Below are 14,636 nucleotides of genomic sequence, written 5' to 3'. Positions count from 1 at the left end.
CTCAATGCAAGGGTATGAGGCTGGGTTTATTTTGTGGATAACTTGTTGAAAGGACGGTGAGTCTGCGCCTGCTAACCCGAGAGCCCTTTATCTGCGTGGCTGCGGCCAAAAGGACTTGAGAATGATGCGCTGCGGCCGGCGAAAAAATTAATTTTTATAACAAATACTCTGCATATAGCTAAAAAGAATTTCAACTCATCCCCAGCGCAGGCGATTCGCTGAGGATAACCTGCCTGAATCTGACCTGTGCGGCCGCTATAGCAGCGTCGCGCGCATGAGTAATGTGCTCCGAGTAGCGCGCAGGGCCGCCGGGTCCGTTTGGCCGGCGGCGTTGACGCGGCAGTCAGTGACGATTGGCGAGAAGTAACGTTTCCATCAGCGCTTTCTGCGCGTGCAGCCGGTTCTCTGCCTCGTCCCAGATCACAGTATCGGGCGCATCCATCAGTTCTGCACTGATTTCCTCGCCTCGATGGGCGGGCAGGCAGTGCATGTAGAGCGCGTCGCCGGCGGCGTGGCTCATCAGCTCCGCATTGACCTGGTAAGGTGCGAACAGCGCAGCGCGTCTGGTTTGCTCGTTTTCCTGGCCCATAGACGCCCACACATCGGTGACGACCAGGTCGGCACCCCGGACGGCGACTGTCGGGTCGTGTTCGATGTGCACCCGGTCGCTGTTTGCGTCGAGTAGTCGTTTGTCAGGCTCAAAGGTGGGTGGGCACGCGATGCGCAGTTCGAAATCGAACTGGCGGGCCGCATTGATATAGGACTGGCACATATTATTACCGTCGCCTACCCAGCACACGCTGCGGCCTGCGATATCGCCCCGGTGTTCGAACCAGGTTTGCATATCCGCCAGCAGTTGGCAGGGGTGAAAATCATCGGTCAGACCATTGATGACGGGCACGTTGGAATGAGCCGCGAAGCGTTCGACGATATCGTGCCCGTAAGTGCGAATCATGACAATATCCACCATGGCGGAAATCACCCGGGCGCTGTCTTCAACCGGTTCGCCCCGTCCCAGCTGAGTGTCGTCCGGCGAAAGAAAGAGAGCGTGGCCGCCCAACTGTGTCATACCCGCCTCGAAGGAGACCCGGGTGCGAGTGGAAGACTTCGCAAATATCATTCCCAGAGTGACCCCGGGAAAATCCCGCTGGTCGTCGCCCGCGCAATGGGCCCGTTTCATCTCCGCGGCCCGGGCGAGTAACTGCCTCAGCTCCTGAGAGCTGAAATCTAGCAGTGTTAAAAAGTGTCGAGTATCCGACATGCGTAGTTCCCGGACGTCTTTGTCAGCGAATCAGTTGAAGTTGCGAATCAGCGCGGCCACGCCGGCGGCCAACTCGCGGCTTTCTTGCTCATTAATGACCAATGGTGGCAACAAGCGCACCGTGCTGCCACCGGCGACGTTTATCAGCAGGCCGGCATCGAGGCCTTGCGCTACCAGTTCGCCACAGTCTCGGTGTAACTGTATGCCGATCATCAGACCGCGGCCGCGTATGTCTCTCACTCGGTGGTTATCCCTGAGTTCTGCCTGCAGCACATCCTTGATCAACTCGCCCATGTTCGCCGCGTTAGCGCAAAGTGAGTCCTTGGCAATAGTGTCGAGCACTGCGAGTCCGGCCGCGCAAGCCAGAGGGTTGCCGCCAAAGGTGGAGCCGTGTTGTCCGGCGCCCAGTATGCTTGCGGCGTGGCCTCGGGCCATGCAGGCCCCAATAGGCACGCCGTTGCCAAGACCCTTGGCAGTGGTAATGACATCGGCTTGCAGTCCGACCCCCTGGCAGGCAAAAGGGCTGCCAGTGCGGCCGTTACCCGTTTGCACCTCGTCCAGCATAAGCAGCCAGTTGTGCGCGGAGCAAATTTCCCGGGCCGCGAGCAGATAGTCCGTATCGAGCACATTAACGCCGCTCTCACCCTGTATGGGTTCCGCCAGAAAAGCGACCACGTCGGGGTTATTGTTGGCGATCTGGCGCAGCGCTTCTATGTCGTTAGCAGGCGCGCGGATGAAGCCTCCCACAAGCGGTTCAAAGCCGGCCTGAATCTTGCGATTACCGGTAGCACTCAGGGTGGCGAGTGTGCGTCCGTGAAAGGCGCCCTCCAGCACGACGATGGCGGGCTGTTTGATGCCCTGGTCGTGGCCATGCAGTCGAGCCAGCTTGATGGCGGCCTCGTTCGCCTCGGCACCGGAATTGCCGAAAAAGACGTTGTCCATCCCGGCCAGTTTGGTGAGAGAGTTGGCGAGTGTTTCCTGCGTGCTGATGCGGTACAGGTTGGAGCTGTGCACCAGCTTGTCGGCCTGCTGTGTTATCGCGGCGGTCACCGCCGGGTGAGCGTGACCCAGGGCGTTGACGCCGATGCCCGAGATGCCGTCGAGGTAGCGCCGCCCTTCAGTATCGAAAAGGTACACGCCCTCGCCATGACTGAATGTCACGGGCAACCTGGCATAGGTTTGCATAAGCGCCGACATGATTCGGCCTCCCTAGAAACGCAAAACGGCAGCTGTAGCTGCCGGCAAACGAGGAATGATAGCGTTGCGAGGCGAAATTGGCAATGTGTTGGTCGCTGCACTAAGCCCGGTGTGTGAGGGCGCGACCCCGCGTGCAGCGGAATCAACACCCTACACCTATTGTGGATAAATTACGGGCATAATAGGGTAGACTGTGCGACCGAAAAATTGGCTGTAAAGGCCACCTGAGGCCGCACCAGGACAGGAAACAAGATGGACACAATCGAGACAATCAAAGACCAGATCAGCAACAACACGATTTTGCTGTATATGAAAGGCTCTCCCAATCAACCGCAGTGTGGTTTCTCTGCGCGGACCGTGGAAGTGCTGATGGCCTGCGGCGAGCGCTTCGCCTACGTGGACATACTGTCCAACCCGGATATTCGCGCCACGCTTCCAGAATACGCCAACTGGCCTACCTTTCCACAACTGTGGATAGACGGTGAGCTCATTGGTGGCTGCGATATCGTGTCCGAGATGTTTGACAGCGGCGAGTTGCAAACCCTGATCAAGGACAAGGGTCCTGCCTGATGCCCCGGTGTGGCAGGTAATAGTATCTGCCTATCGAAGCTATACAGACATTTAAATAGCCTACCGTGATAACGGCCGCTATGATCATGGGGCGCTGAAGCTCTCTTGTTAAGAGAGGGTACATTTCGATCAATTTCAACAGGAGGAAACTACATGGGCGTTTTAGTTGGCAAGCCAGCACCGGATTTTGATGTCGCAGCAGTACTTGGCACCGGAGAAATCGTTGATTCTTACAAGCGGTCGGAGGCGATGTCCGGTAAGTACGGCCTGGTTTTTTTCTATCCGCTGGACTTCACTTTTGTCTGCCCCTCAGAGCTGATCGCTCTGGATCACCGGATGGATAAGTTCCGCGAACTGGGTGTGGAAGTAGTCGCTGTGTCCATCGACTCTCAGTTCACTCACAACGCTTGGCGTAATACTTCCGTTAACGACGGTGGTATTGGCTCGGTGACATACACCATGGCAGCGGACGTCAATCACGATATCTGCCGTGCCTACGACGTCGAAAGCGGAGGCGGCGTTGCATTCCGCGGAGCCTTCCTGATCGACACTGAGGGTAATGTTCGCTCGCAGCTTGTTAATGATCTGCCTCTGGGCCGTAACATTGATGAGCTCATCCGTCTTGTTGAAGCCTTGCAGTTTCACGAGGAGCATGGCGAAGTGTGTCCCGCCGGCTGGCAGAAGGGTGACAAGGGTATGGACGCGTCTCCTGATGGTGTTGCATCCTACCTCTCGGAGAATGCAGACGGCCTGTAACCCAACCCTGATGCACTGACTGGAAGCGGGCTTTATGCCCGCTTTTTTGTCTGTGTTGGTACAGTCGGTGTCTCCCGGCCATTTACAGGGCGGCAGTGCGTAGGGTGACTGCGGGCGCGGCGGCTACAGCAACTGGCTCAGCCTGTACTCAACCAGCGGCAGTCGATCATTGCCAAAGTACATGTCGTCACCGTTGATGAACAGGGTGGGCGAACCATAGCCGCCGCGCTGAATAAGTTCATCTGTATTTGTCCGCAGTCGATCCTTGTACTCCTGCTCGTTGATGGCGCGCAGGAAAGCCTCGCTGTCGAGGCCGACGCGGTCGCAGACGGCTCTGAGGACCTCGTCGTTGGCGATATCGGGTGTATCGCTATTCCAGTAGGTTTCGAACACGTCGCGGGAGTAAGGCACCAGTCGGTCTTGCTCTTGTGCATAGAAAGCGCCGCGCATGGCCTTGACGGCGTTGATCGGGTGACCGGGCGGCATAGCGACACTGAGTTCGCAAAGTTCCGCCCAGTCTTGCAGATCCTTGAGGTAGTAATTCAGGCGGCGGCTGTTTTCAGCGTTGAACATTTTCTCGCGGTCGGCGTAAACCTCTGGGTTAACTGCATTGAATACGCCGCCCACCAAAATCGGGCGCCAGCGAATGGCCACATCCAGTCGTTCCGCAAGGGGTATCAGCCGGGTGAAGGCAAAATAAGTCCAGGGGCTCGAACAATCGTAGAAGCATTCCAGACTGGGGTGCGTTGCCATAGGGTCTCTGCGTGGCTCAGTGGCGCACGAGCTTAGCACATCAGCGACGGCGATCAGGTATAATCGCATGATGTGGTGTGTAACCGGATAGACCGGCAATGGATATTGACAAGTACATGAACGAGCTGGGCGCTGCGGCCCGGTCGGCCTCCCGCGCGGTGGCGGCCTCTTCGACCGATGTGCGCAATCGAGCGCTGCTGGCCGTGCGTGACGCGCTGGACAGCGCTCGTGATGAGGTGACCGAGGCGAATGCGGCAGACCTTGATCGGGGCCGTGAAAAGGGATTGGACGCGCCGCTGTTGGATCGGCTTGAGCTGACTCCAGCGCGCATCGACGCCATGCTGGAGGGTCTGATTCAGGTGGCCGCTCTGCCTGACCCGGTGGGCAGTATTGCGGACCTGCGGCGCATGCCGAGTGGTATTCAGGTTGGGCGCATGCGAGTGCCGCTAGGTGTGATCGGTATTATTTATGAATCGCGCCCCAACGTTACCGTTGAGGCAGCGAGTCTGTGTCTGAAATCGGGAAACTCAGCGATATTGCGAGGTGGCTCTGAATCTTTGCAGTCCAATACGGCGATCGCAGCCTGCCTGCAGGCAGGGCTCAGGTCAGTAGGCCTGCCCCCCGCGTCGGTGCAGGTCGTTGCCACAGCGGATCGCGCCGCTGTGGGCCGTTTGATAACCATGCCGGAGTTTGTGGATGTCATCATCCCCCGGGGAGGTAAGGGCTTGATCGAGCGCATCAGCAAAGATGCCCGCGTGCCGGTGATCAAGCACCTGGATGGAGTCTGCCACGTGTATATTGATGACGAAGCGGACGTCGATATGGCTATCGGTATCGCGGTTAACGCCAAAACCCAGCGCTACGGCACCTGTAACACGATGGAAACGTTGCTGGTGGCATCCTCTATCGCCGATACGATACTGCCGCCACTGGCGAAGGCCTATGCCGAGGCGGGAGTGGAACTGCGCGGTTGTGCGCGTGCGCGACAAACGCTGCCCGACATCAAGTCAGCCAGCCAAGAGGACTGGGGAGAGGAATACCTGGCCCCCGTTCTCGCGGTCAAGGTAGTGAGCGGCATCGACGAGGCAATGACCCACATCGAGACCTACGGTTCCCAGCATACCGATGCGATAGTGACCCGGGATCACGCGCGCGCTATGCGCTTTCTCCGGGAAGTGGATTCCAGCTCGGTGATAGTGAACGCGTCGACGCGCTTTGCCGATGGTTTCGAGTACGGATTGGGTGCCGAGATCGGGATTTCCACCGATAAGCTGCATGCGCGCGGGCCAGTGGGACTGGAGGGCCTTACCAGCGAGAAATTCGTGGTGCTCGGGGAAGGGCAGTTGCGCACTTGAGTGCCGGTGACGCATCCGTTGCAGGCCTCCAGGGTGTATTCGGCGGTACGTTTAATCCGGTGCATTTCGGCCACCTGCGCTCGGCGCTGGAGCTGGTAGAGAGCTTGCAAATGGAGCACCTGCGCCTGATGCCCAGTGCGCGGCCCCCGCACCGAGAGGCGCCTGATTGTAGCGCCGAGCACCGTGCCGCTATGCTGCAGCTCGCGGTGGCGGGCGAGCCCCGTTTATCCTGTGATCCGAGAGAATTGCAGCGCTCTGGCAAGTCCTACACGATTGACAGCCTGTTGGAGTTGCGCCACGAGCTGGGAGAGGAGGCAGGCCTGTGCATGGTCTTGGGCTGTGACGCCCTGCTGGACATTGCGGAGTGGCACCGCTGGCAAGCGTTGCTGGATTGTGCGCATATTATTGTGCTGGCGCGTCCGGGGTGGGTGCTGCCGCAATCCGGTAAAGTCGCGCAGTGGCTGGCAGCGCATCGATTGGAAGACAGCGCAGCACTGCGCCGACGCCCCGCCGGCGGTATTCTGATCACAGAGCTGCGCCCACTCGCTATCTCCTCCACGGAGATTCGCGAGTTGTTGCAGCGGCGACGTTCCGCGCGCTACCTTTTGCCGGAGCCGGTGCTGGACTATATTCAGCGTAATTCCCTTTACCAGTGAGACCAAAGGATCACTTATGACACAGCCTGTAGCCTCCTATGGAGACTGAAAACTTCGTCAATTTTGTGGTTGAGTCCCTCGAGGATCTCAAGGCCGTGAACACCGTTACGGTTGATGTGCGCGACCTGACTGATGTCATGGACTTTCTGGTCATTGCCAGTGGGACATCCAATCGACACGTGAAATCGCTTGCCAGTCATGTGGCGGTTGAGGCCAAGAAACAAAGCGTCCGGCCGCTCGGCTCAGAGGGTGAGTCCGAGGGAGAGTGGGTGCTGGTCGACTTCGGTGAAGTAGTCGTGCACGTGATGCTGCCTGCGACCAGAGATTTTTACGATCTCGAGCGTCTCTGGACGCACCCCAAAGCGCCAGGCTGATGCGCCTATCTGTTATTGCGGTTGGCACACGCATGCCTGCCTGGGTCCGCGAGGCCGTGGAGGAATACTGTAAGCGACTGCCTCGGGAAATAGCGCCCCGCTGGTGCGAAATCCCCCCGGCAAAGCGTGGCAGGGAATACGCGCAACAGCGGGCCAGTCTGACGGAGGGCGAGCAGGTGCTCAAGGCGATTCCCTCGGGCGACAGGGTCATCGCGTTGGAAGTCGGTGGCAGGCGGATGAACACGGAAAGCTTGGCGCAGAAGCTGCAGGACTGGCAGCTCTCCGCAAATAATTACAGCCTCTTAATCGGTGGCCCGGACGGTTTGTCAGAGGCCTGCCGTGCGCGTGCCGAATGGTGCTGGTCCCTGAGTGACCTGACGCTGCCACACCCCCTGGTTCGAGTTATTCTGGCAGAGCAGTTGTATCGGGCTTGGACAATCACTGTCAACCACCCGTATCATCGCGCCTAGACTCAGGACTTTCACGCTATAAAGGTTGGACGTCGCCCTACTCAATGCAACCGCAGTTCGACTTGAAAGACCCCCGACTCGAGACCCGCATCTACGGCGTGCGGACGGTGCTCGCGATTTGTCTGGTGGGCGCTTGTCTGGCGGTCATCCTGACCCGCTATCACAGTCTGCAGATCAAAGGCTACGACACCTATAGCACCCAGTCCGAGGCCAACCGGGTCCAGTTGCAGCCCCTGCCTCCCCGACGCGGACTGATCTACGATCGCAATGGGATTCTGCTTGCGGACAACCGGCCCAGCTTTACATTGTCCGTCGTGCGGGAGAGTGTGATGAATCTGGAGGAGACTCTCGCGGAGTTGCAGGCCCTCGTCCCCGTGACTCAGAGTGACCTCGAGAATTTCCGCGAGAAACTTAAACGCACCCGCGCATCAGAGGCGGTGCCCCTGCGCTTTCGCCTCTCGGAGGAAGAGCGCGCGCGCCTTGCGGTCAATCGCTTCAGGTTGCCGGGCGTGGTCGTGGAGGCTCAATTGCTGAGGCATTACCCGCACGGAGAGTTGTTTTCCCATGCCCTGGGTTATGTCGGCCGCATCAACGAGCGCGAAGCGCGGGAGCTGGATGAAACCGACTACCGCGGTACCTTTCACGTGGGCAAGGTTGGGGTAGAGAAATTTTATGAGAATATTCTGCATGGCGATGTGGGATACCAAAATGTGGAGAGTAATGCTCATGGGAGAGTGTTGCGTGTTCTGGAGCGTTTTGATCCGGCGCCGGGCAGTGACCTGATACTGTCGCTGGACTATCGCTTGCAACGTGCCGCCAGGGATGCACTCGGTGAACGACGCGGCGCGGTCGTGGCCATTGACACCAGAACGGGCGGGTTACTGGCGTTAGTCTCCACGCCCGGCTACGACACCAACCTGTTCGTCAACGGCATCAGCACGGCCGATTATGCGGCCTTGCGTGATTCGCTGGACGTGCCGCTGTTCAATCGGGCAATACAAGGCTCCTATCCCCCCGGCTCTACGGTCAAGCCGTTCATGGCCATCGCCGGCATGCAGGCGGGCCTTGTGACCCCGGAATCGACTGTGGCGGATCCGGGCTGGTACAGCCTGCCGGGAAGCAGTCATCGCTACCGTGACTGGATACTGCGTATCCGGGGGACCGGTCATGCCCCCTACGTGGATATGAAGATGGCGATAGCGGAATCCTGTGATGTGTATTTTTACGAGCTGGCGCGGCGCTTGACGATCGATCGTATGGCAGAGCACCTGGCGCCCTTCGGGTTCGGCAAACGCACCGGAGTTGATACGACTAACGAAACAAGCGGTGTGTTGCCTTCCACCCACTGGAAACGGCAGGCCATGGCTCAGCCCTGGTATCCGGGAGAGACAATCAGCGCGGGTATCGGGCAGGGGTATATGCTGGCTTCGCCATTGCAACTTGCGGTGGCAACCAGCGTGATGGCGAACAAGGGTGGGCGCAGAGTGCCGCATCTGGTGATGTCGGTCGACAGTGAACCCGTGGCGCTGGAGGAGATAGCACCGGTGGATGTGCCTGCTCCATACTGGGAGGCGGTCTTCGACGGGATGCGTGAGGTCGTGCACGGCAAACGAGGCACGGCCAAGGCACTCGCCCGGGGTATCGAGTACGAGATGGGTGGCAAGACCGGCACTGCCCAGGTAATCGGCATCGCACAGAACGCAGTGTATAACGAGGATGAAGTGTCGGAGCGACATCGCCATCATGGTCTCTTCGTCGCTTTTGCCCCACTTGATGCTCCCAGCATTGCGGTGGGTATTATTGTTGAAAACGGTGGCGGCAGCTCTGCGGCCTCTCCCATCGCCCGGGCGGTTATCGACACCTGGCTCGAATCGCGGCCAAAGGCGGGTTGATGGTCGACTATCTTCGTCAAATGCCTGATCAGGGTTCGCGGGACATGGCCAGACGTCCCGGCACTCTGCGCCGTTTGCATATCGATCTGCCTTTGCTCTTATTGCTGATCTTGCTCACCGGCTATGGCCTGATGGTCCTCTACAGCGCCTCCGGACAGAATATGGACGCGGTGATTCGCCAGGGTCGTTATTTCGCCGTGGCCTATGTGGCAATGATCTTTGCGGCGCAGATCAGCCTGCAGCAATATGCCCGCTGGGCTCCCTGGCTGTATGGATTGGGCGTGGCAACTCTGGTTGCCGTGGTATTTGCGGGCGTTGGCGCCAAGGGCGCCCAGCGCTGGCTGCAAATTGGCGGGCTGCGCTTCCAGCCTTCAGAAATTATGAAAATCGTGGTACCGCTGGTCGTCGCATGGTTTCTGGCGGCACGCCCGCTGCCCCCTCGTTTTACCGCCGTGTTAGGCGCGCTGGTGCTGCTCGCTCTGCCGGCAGGGCTGATCGTGATTCAGCCCGATTTGGGTACATCCTTGCTCATTGCTGCCAGTGGATTATTTGTGCTTTTCCTGGCGGGCATTGGCTGGCGCTATATTGTCGGAGCTGTGTTCGCGGCGGCCGCCTCGGCCTGGCCGGCCTGGATGTATGGCCTCAAGGACTATCAAAAGCAGCGTATTCTTACCATGTTCAGTCCCGAGAGCGATAAACTTGGCGCGGGCTGGAACATTATTCAGTCGAAAACGGCCATTGGCTCCGGGGGTTGGGAGGGTAAGGGCTGGCTGCAGAGTACGCAGTCCCGTCTGGACTTTCTGCCCGAGAGCCACACCGACTTTATTATTGCCGTGTTGGCCGAAGAACAGGGGCTGAAGGGCATCATTCTGCTGCTGGGTCTTTACCTGCTTATCCTGTTGCGGGGTTTTCTCATAGGCCTGCGCGCTCAGACCAGTTTTGGACGAATGATGGCGGGTAGTCTGACGCTAACGTTTTTCGTTTACATCTTTGTTAATATGGGCATGGTGGCAGGCCTACTACCGGTAGTGGGTGTGCCACTGCCACTGGTGAGTGCCGGGGGTACCTCGGTGGTGACGCTGCTGGCGGGGTTTGGGATTCTCATGGCAATCAGTACAGAACAACAGCGGGTGACCACGTGAGTGTCACGCATTACTGCCGCGCCTGGCGGGTTGCCCTGGATGACTACAACGCGAGCTATGATCTATGTCGGTACGTCTGAAAATTGCACTAATCTGTTCCTGTCTGTGGACCGCGCTGTCCTGTGCCGCGGATAACTACGAGTTGCATCCGTCCGCGACGGACGTGATTAATGAACTAGTGGAGGAAGAGGGCTTTGATCGTCAGAGCCTCGAGGCGGTCTTCGCCAATGCGGAACGTAAAGACAGTATCCTTGAGGCGATTTCCAGACCAGCTGAAAAGACCAAGCCGTGGTTCCAGTATCGCGCAATTTTCCTCAACAACCGGCGCGAGGATCAGGGCGCGGAATTTTTCAAGCAGCACCGGGTGGCGCTGGAGCGTGCGGAGCGGGAATTTGGCGTTCCGGCACAGTTAATCGTTGCCGTCATCGGGGTGGAAACCTCTTACGGGCGCAATGTGGGCAGCTACCGAGTGATCGATGCACTGTCCACACTGGCCTTTGATTATCCCTCGCGTTCGCCTTTTTTTACCAGTGAACTGAAGCATTACCTAATACTCACGCGGGATCAGGGCCTGGAGCCCACAGAGATGATGGGCTCTTACGCGGGGGCCATGGGTTACGGGCAGTTCATGCCCAGCAGCTACCGCGCCTATGCGATCGATTTTGACAACGACGATATTATCGATATTTGGCAAAATCCTATCGATGCCATCGGCAGCGTCGCGAATTACTTCAAACAGCATGGCTGGCGCGCGGGTGAGAGCGTGGTGGCGCGTGCTGACGCCGGGGCGAAAGTGGCCGATGACGTGTTTGTAAGAAGCCGTAAGGATCTCAAGCCGGTTCACACGGTCGCTGAATTTGCCGCCGAGGGTGTGGTGGCAAGAGCGGCTTTGAATCCCGACGCCCTCGCCATAGCGCTCAAGTTTGAGCAGGAAACCGGCTTTGAGTACTGGCTGGGGCTGCACAATTTTTACGTAATTACCCGCTATAACCACAGTGCCATGTACGCTATGAGCGTTTATCAGCTGAGTCAGGCGATCGCGCAGCGGATTGGCCGCTGATGCAGCGGTCGTCCCTGGCGGCGCTGGTGGCGATCGCCGGGTTGGTTGCTGCTTGTACCGTTGAGCAGACCCGCTCTCCGGATACCTCCGAAGCAAGCGCTATGGGGGAAAAGACGCCGTCGCTTTCGCGCTACACAGTAGAGCAGGATCATGCGCCAATTAAGGGTATTGTTGCGCAAAATGTGCCGGATGCTGAAGTTAGGCCGGATCCCATTCTGCCTCTTGGTAATGGCAGCCCCTATGTTATTGATGGGCTGAGCTATACGGTACTCAAGGAATATGAGAATTACAGCGCGCAAGGTATTGCCTCCTGGTATGGCGCCAAGTTTTCTGGACACCGTACTTCCAATGGCGAGCTGTATGACCTGTACAAGCCTAGTGCCGCTCACAAGTCCTTGCCGATCCCCAGCTTTGCCCGCGTCACCAACCTGGAGAACGGCAAGAGTATTGTGGTGCGCGTGAATGATCGTGGTCCATTCCATGAGGATCGGCTAATCGATCTGTCCTACGCGGCTGCGGTTAAGCTTGGCTACATGGAGAAAGGCACCGCACGGGTGGAAGTAGAGGTGATCCCCGTACCGGGGGTGCAAGATCGTCGGGACCCGATTTATGGAGACTATCGGTTCCTGCAGATGGGCGCTTTCGGCGATGAAGCACTGGCCGCCGCCCTGCGGGCGGAGCTTGAGCCACTGCTGTCGGCTCCGGTCTTCGTCAGCCCTGTCGATATAGGGGGGCGAATGCTTTACCGGGTGCGGGTTGGTCCGGTAGACGATGCACGCCACCTTGTAGCGGTGCAGCAGATTCTGGATGAACGCGGTTATCAGCCCGGACAGCCTTTGCCCTAGTGTTTCTTTGTCGGACTAAGACCGATTAGTCCGATGCCATTCTTCCGCTGCCGCTGGGCATGCGTTACCATCGCGACTACTCTGCCACCCCACGGTTTCCTACGATATGACTCGACTGGCGATACTCCTCTTACTGACGATCACCGCATATGGTGCACAGGGACAAAACGCGGTGCCCGCACCACCAGAGCTGCCTGCAAAGGCGTACCTGTTGATTGATGCCAACAGTGGCCAGGTGATTGTCGAGCACAATGCCGACCAGCAACTACCGCCCGCCAGCCTGACCAAGATGATGACCGCGTACGTGCTGGCGGAGGAAATCAATGCGGGGAGGGTCAGCGAAGAAGACATGGTCAGAGTTAGTGAGAACGCGTGGTCGCAAAACCCGATTTTCCGGGGCTCCTCCCTGATGTGGATCGAGCCGGGCAAAGATGTCTCCATTGCCGACCTGCAGAGGGGTATCGTTATTTCATCGGGTAATGACGCGACGCTGGCGGTGGCGGAGCATATCGCCGGGACCGAAGCCGTGTTCGCCGAAATGATGAATAACAGCGCCAAAAAGCTGGGAATGGATAGCAGTCACTACGTAAATTCCCACGGTCTGCCCGACCCGGCGCACAAGACCAGTGCCCGTGATCTTGCAAAGCTGGCGAAGGCGATGATTAACGACCACCCGGAGCAATACAAAATATATAAGGAGTTGGAATTCACTTACAACAACATCCGCCAGTACAACCGTAATACGCTGATGCTGTCGGATTCTTCGGTTGACGGCATCAAGACGGGTCATACCGAGGAGGCCGGATTTTGTCTGGTGGCCTCGGCGCAGCGCAGTGATATGCGTTTGATATCTGTCGTGCTGGGTTCTGCGAGTACCAAGACACGCAAGAAAGAGACGGCTGCGCTATTTAACTACGGTTTTCATTTTTATGAGACCCGCACAGCTTACGGCGCCGGGGCAGAGCTCGGTGCGCCCCGCGTCTGGATGGGTTTGCAGGATCACGTCTCTGTCGGCGTCCGCGAGAAGGTTGTTCTCACCCTTCCCCGAGGCAGCCACGAGAAGCTGGAGACCGAGCTTGAGCTGATACCTGAGTTGATGGCGCCGTTGGCCCTGGGTGATCGGGTAGGTACCGCTCATCTCACGCTTGATGGAGAGACGTTAAAAGAGGTGCCTGTTGTTGTGCTGTCGCCGGTAGAAGAAGCGGGCTTTTTCGCGCGCCTGTGGGACAGGGTGCTGATGTTCATTACCGAACTGTTTAGTGCGGTCTAGTTAAGCCGGAGGCGTAATGTTGTCGTATGAGTGAAACCGACGCGCCAAAAATCGAGTTTCCGTGTGAATACCCGGTCAAGGTTCTCGGCCGCAGTCACGAGGAATTTCAGCCTATGGTGATGGACGTTTTTGGGCGCCATGCACCGGGGTACAATGACGCGACTATCGAAATCAGACCCAGTCGCAATGGCACATTCACTTCCCTCACGGTCTTTATCATCGCGACGGGTCAAGAGCAGCTGGAAGCCCTGCATGTAGATCTCATGGCTATCGAGCATGTTAAAATGGTGATGTAGTCAGTGACGGATTCAACATTACTGATGCGCGAGCTCGGACTTGTTGAGTATCAGCCGACGCTTGAGGCCATGCGGGCGTTTACAGACTCCCGGGACGACAATACGCCGGATGAATTGTGGCTGTTGCAGCATCCTGCCGTTTTTACCCAAGGACAGGCGGGCAAAGCGGAACATGTGCTCGCGCCGGGCGACATTCCTGTGATTCAAGTGGACCGGGGTGGGCAAGTCACTTATCACGGTCCGGGGCAATGGGTACTTTACCTCATGGTGAACCTGCGCCGCCGCAACATAGGTGTCAGGGACCTTGTAACACTGATCGAGCAGAGTCTTGTTGCGGTGTTGGCAACGTATAACATAGAGGCGGTCACTCGACGGGGCGCACCTGGCGTCTATGTAGGCGAGCGGAAGATCGCTTCTCTGGGTTTGCGCGTGCGGCGTGGTTGCTCTTACCATGGCCTCGCCCTGAATGCAGACATGGACCTCGAGCCCTTTGAGCGCATCAACCCGTGTGGCTACAAGGGATTGGAGGTTACCTCCATAAGACAACTAATGGCTTCAGATACCCCCCTGGATTGCGATCAGGTTGGAACACGACTACTGGTCATCGTGCGGGACAAGCTGCGCAAACTCGTCAAACTCTGAGTCGCGTCATCGTCGCTTCGTTAGTGAATATTGCACCGGATACGCATGGCGGTATTCGGCATGTTGCGTGCGAGGTATACTCAAGGCGATCTGGATT

Annotated in this window: 16 protein-coding genes; 13 read left to right on the top strand and 3 right to left on the bottom strand. The window is 58.0% G+C overall.

The features are described 5' to 3' along the window. Nucleotides 1-343: 343 nt before the first annotated feature. Both argF and EYC82_RS10695 read right to left on the bottom strand, forming a co-directional pair. Nucleotides 344-1,261, bottom strand: a complete 918-nt coding sequence (gene argF, locus EYC82_RS10700) for an ornithine carbamoyltransferase (protein WP_279249521.1) — start codon at nt 1,259-1,261, stop codon at nt 344-346. A 30-nt stretch (nt 1,262-1,291) separates the two neighbouring features. Next, nucleotides 1,292-2,458 carry an aspartate aminotransferase family protein gene (locus EYC82_RS10695; protein WP_279249520.1) on the bottom strand — a complete coding sequence of 389 codons (1,167 nt, stop codon included), beginning with the start codon at nt 2,456-2,458 and terminating at the stop codon, nt 1,292-1,294. Nucleotides 2,459-2,710: 252 nt separating this feature from the next. Between EYC82_RS10695 and grxD the strand changes: the two genes are divergently transcribed. Both grxD and EYC82_RS10685 read left to right on the top strand, forming a co-directional pair. Further along, a complete protein-coding gene (gene grxD / locus EYC82_RS10690; RefSeq protein WP_279249519.1) occupies nt 2,711-3,028 on the top strand; it encodes a Grx4 family monothiol glutaredoxin in 318 nt (105 codons plus the stop codon). A gap of 153 nt (nt 3,029-3,181) precedes the next feature. Then, nucleotides 3,182-3,784 (top strand): peroxiredoxin, encoded by a 603-nt coding sequence (locus tag EYC82_RS10685; protein WP_279249518.1) that lies wholly within the window; start codon nt 3,182-3,184, stop codon nt 3,782-3,784. Nucleotides 3,785-3,907: 123 nt separating this feature from the next. Here EYC82_RS10685 and EYC82_RS10680 read toward each other — a convergent pair whose 3' ends face one another. Continuing rightward, complete coding sequence (locus EYC82_RS10680; protein WP_279249517.1) at nt 3,908-4,537, bottom strand: 2-hydroxychromene-2-carboxylate isomerase; 630 nt, start codon at nt 4,535-4,537, stop codon at nt 3,908-3,910. A gap of 98 nt (nt 4,538-4,635) precedes the next feature. Here EYC82_RS10680 and EYC82_RS10675 point away from each other — a divergent pair, with 98 nt between their 5' ends. The 11 genes from EYC82_RS10675 to lipB all read left to right on the top strand — a co-directional run bounded on the left by EYC82_RS10675 (nt 4,636) and on the right by lipB (nt 14,539). Continuing rightward, nucleotides 4,636-5,892 (top strand): glutamate-5-semialdehyde dehydrogenase, encoded by a 1,257-nt coding sequence (locus tag EYC82_RS10675; RefSeq protein ID WP_279249516.1) that lies wholly within the window; start codon nt 4,636-4,638, stop codon nt 5,890-5,892. Next, nucleotides 5,889-6,548, top strand: a complete 660-nt coding sequence (gene nadD, locus EYC82_RS10670; RefSeq protein ID WP_279249515.1) for a nicotinate-nucleotide adenylyltransferase — start codon at nt 5,889-5,891, stop codon at nt 6,546-6,548. Before EYC82_RS10675 ends, nadD begins: the two co-directional genes overlap by 4 nt. A gap of 38 nt (nt 6,549-6,586) precedes the next feature. After that, nucleotides 6,587-6,922: a ribosome silencing factor gene (gene rsfS / locus EYC82_RS10665; RefSeq protein ID WP_279249514.1), complete on the top strand. Its 336-nt coding sequence runs from the start codon at nt 6,587-6,589 to the stop codon at nt 6,920-6,922. Then, nucleotides 6,922-7,392, top strand: coding sequence for a 23S rRNA (pseudouridine(1915)-N(3))-methyltransferase RlmH (rlmH, locus tag EYC82_RS10660; RefSeq protein ID WP_279249513.1), 471 nt, complete (start codon nt 6,922-6,924; stop codon nt 7,390-7,392). Before rsfS ends, rlmH begins: the two co-directional genes overlap by 1 nt. Before the next feature lie 44 nt (nt 7,393-7,436). After that, on the top strand, nt 7,437-9,284 hold the full coding sequence (mrdA, locus tag EYC82_RS10655) for a penicillin-binding protein 2 (RefSeq protein WP_279249512.1): 1,848 nt from the start codon (nt 7,437-7,439) through the stop codon (nt 9,282-9,284). Next, on the top strand, nt 9,284-10,426 hold the full coding sequence (gene rodA / locus EYC82_RS10650; protein ID WP_279249511.1) for a rod shape-determining protein RodA: 1,143 nt from the start codon (nt 9,284-9,286) through the stop codon (nt 10,424-10,426). Before mrdA ends, rodA begins: the two co-directional genes overlap by 1 nt. A gap of 64 nt (nt 10,427-10,490) precedes the next feature. Continuing rightward, complete coding sequence (gene mltB / locus EYC82_RS10645; protein ID WP_279249510.1) at nt 10,491-11,486, top strand: lytic murein transglycosylase B; 996 nt, start codon at nt 10,491-10,493, stop codon at nt 11,484-11,486. After that, a complete protein-coding gene (locus tag EYC82_RS10640) occupies nt 11,486-12,331 on the top strand; it encodes a septal ring lytic transglycosylase RlpA family protein (protein ID WP_279249509.1) in 846 nt (281 codons plus the stop codon). Before mltB ends, EYC82_RS10640 begins: the two co-directional genes overlap by 1 nt. Nucleotides 12,332-12,437: 106 nt before the next feature. Next, nucleotides 12,438-13,601, top strand: a complete 1,164-nt coding sequence (locus EYC82_RS10635; RefSeq protein ID WP_279249508.1) for a D-alanyl-D-alanine carboxypeptidase family protein — start codon at nt 12,438-12,440, stop codon at nt 13,599-13,601. A gap of 26 nt (nt 13,602-13,627) precedes the next feature. Beyond that, the gene (locus EYC82_RS10630; protein ID WP_279249507.1) at nt 13,628-13,897 is read left to right on the top strand and encodes a YbeD family protein; all 270 of its coding nucleotides are present in this window, start codon (nt 13,628-13,630) and stop codon (nt 13,895-13,897) included. A 3-nt stretch (nt 13,898-13,900) separates the two neighbouring features. Next, on the top strand, nt 13,901-14,539 hold the full coding sequence (gene lipB, locus EYC82_RS10625; RefSeq protein WP_279249506.1) for a lipoyl(octanoyl) transferase LipB: 639 nt from the start codon (nt 13,901-13,903) through the stop codon (nt 14,537-14,539). Nucleotides 14,540-14,636 lie beyond the last annotated feature (97 nt).

Origin of the sequence: Candidatus Marimicrobium litorale (assembly GCF_026262645.1) — a bacterium.
GTDB lineage: Bacteria > Pseudomonadota > Gammaproteobacteria > Pseudomonadales > Halieaceae > Marimicrobium > Marimicrobium litorale.
Note: the sequence above shows the minus strand (reverse complement) of the source record. Positions and strands in the feature narration are given on the sequence as shown.

What these genes read in the sequence shown, in the direction of transcription:
- argF (WP_279249521.1), bottom strand. Translation starts at nt 1,261, where the DNA reads ATGTCGGATACTCGACACTTTTTAACACTGCTAGATTTCAGCTCTCAG.
- EYC82_RS10695 (WP_279249520.1), bottom strand. Translation starts at nt 2,458, where the DNA reads ATGTCGGCGCTTATGCAAACCTATGCCAGGTTGCCCGTGACATTCAGT.
- grxD (WP_279249519.1), top strand. Translation starts at nt 2,711, where the DNA reads ATGGACACAATCGAGACAATCAAAGACCAGATCAGCAACAACACGATT.
- EYC82_RS10685 (WP_279249518.1), top strand. Translation starts at nt 3,182, where the DNA reads ATGGGCGTTTTAGTTGGCAAGCCAGCACCGGATTTTGATGTCGCAGCA.
- EYC82_RS10680 (WP_279249517.1), bottom strand. Translation starts at nt 4,537, where the DNA reads ATGGCAACGCACCCCAGTCTGGAATGCTTCTACGATTGTTCGAGCCCC.
- EYC82_RS10675 (WP_279249516.1), top strand. Translation starts at nt 4,636, where the DNA reads ATGGATATTGACAAGTACATGAACGAGCTGGGCGCTGCGGCCCGGTCG.
- rsfS (WP_279249514.1), top strand. Translation starts at nt 6,587, where the DNA reads ATGGAGACTGAAAACTTCGTCAATTTTGTGGTTGAGTCCCTCGAGGAT.
- rlmH (WP_279249513.1), top strand. Translation starts at nt 6,922, where the DNA reads ATGCGCCTATCTGTTATTGCGGTTGGCACACGCATGCCTGCCTGGGTC.
- mrdA (WP_279249512.1), top strand. Translation starts at nt 7,437, where the DNA reads ATGCAACCGCAGTTCGACTTGAAAGACCCCCGACTCGAGACCCGCATC.
- rodA (WP_279249511.1), top strand. Translation starts at nt 9,284, where the DNA reads ATGGTCGACTATCTTCGTCAAATGCCTGATCAGGGTTCGCGGGACATG.
- mltB (WP_279249510.1), top strand. Translation starts at nt 10,491, where the DNA reads ATGTCGGTACGTCTGAAAATTGCACTAATCTGTTCCTGTCTGTGGACC.
- EYC82_RS10640 (WP_279249509.1), top strand. Translation starts at nt 11,486, where the DNA reads ATGCAGCGGTCGTCCCTGGCGGCGCTGGTGGCGATCGCCGGGTTGGTT.
- EYC82_RS10635 (WP_279249508.1), top strand. Translation starts at nt 12,438, where the DNA reads ATGACTCGACTGGCGATACTCCTCTTACTGACGATCACCGCATATGGT.
- EYC82_RS10630 (WP_279249507.1), top strand. Translation starts at nt 13,628, where the DNA reads ATGAGTGAAACCGACGCGCCAAAAATCGAGTTTCCGTGTGAATACCCG.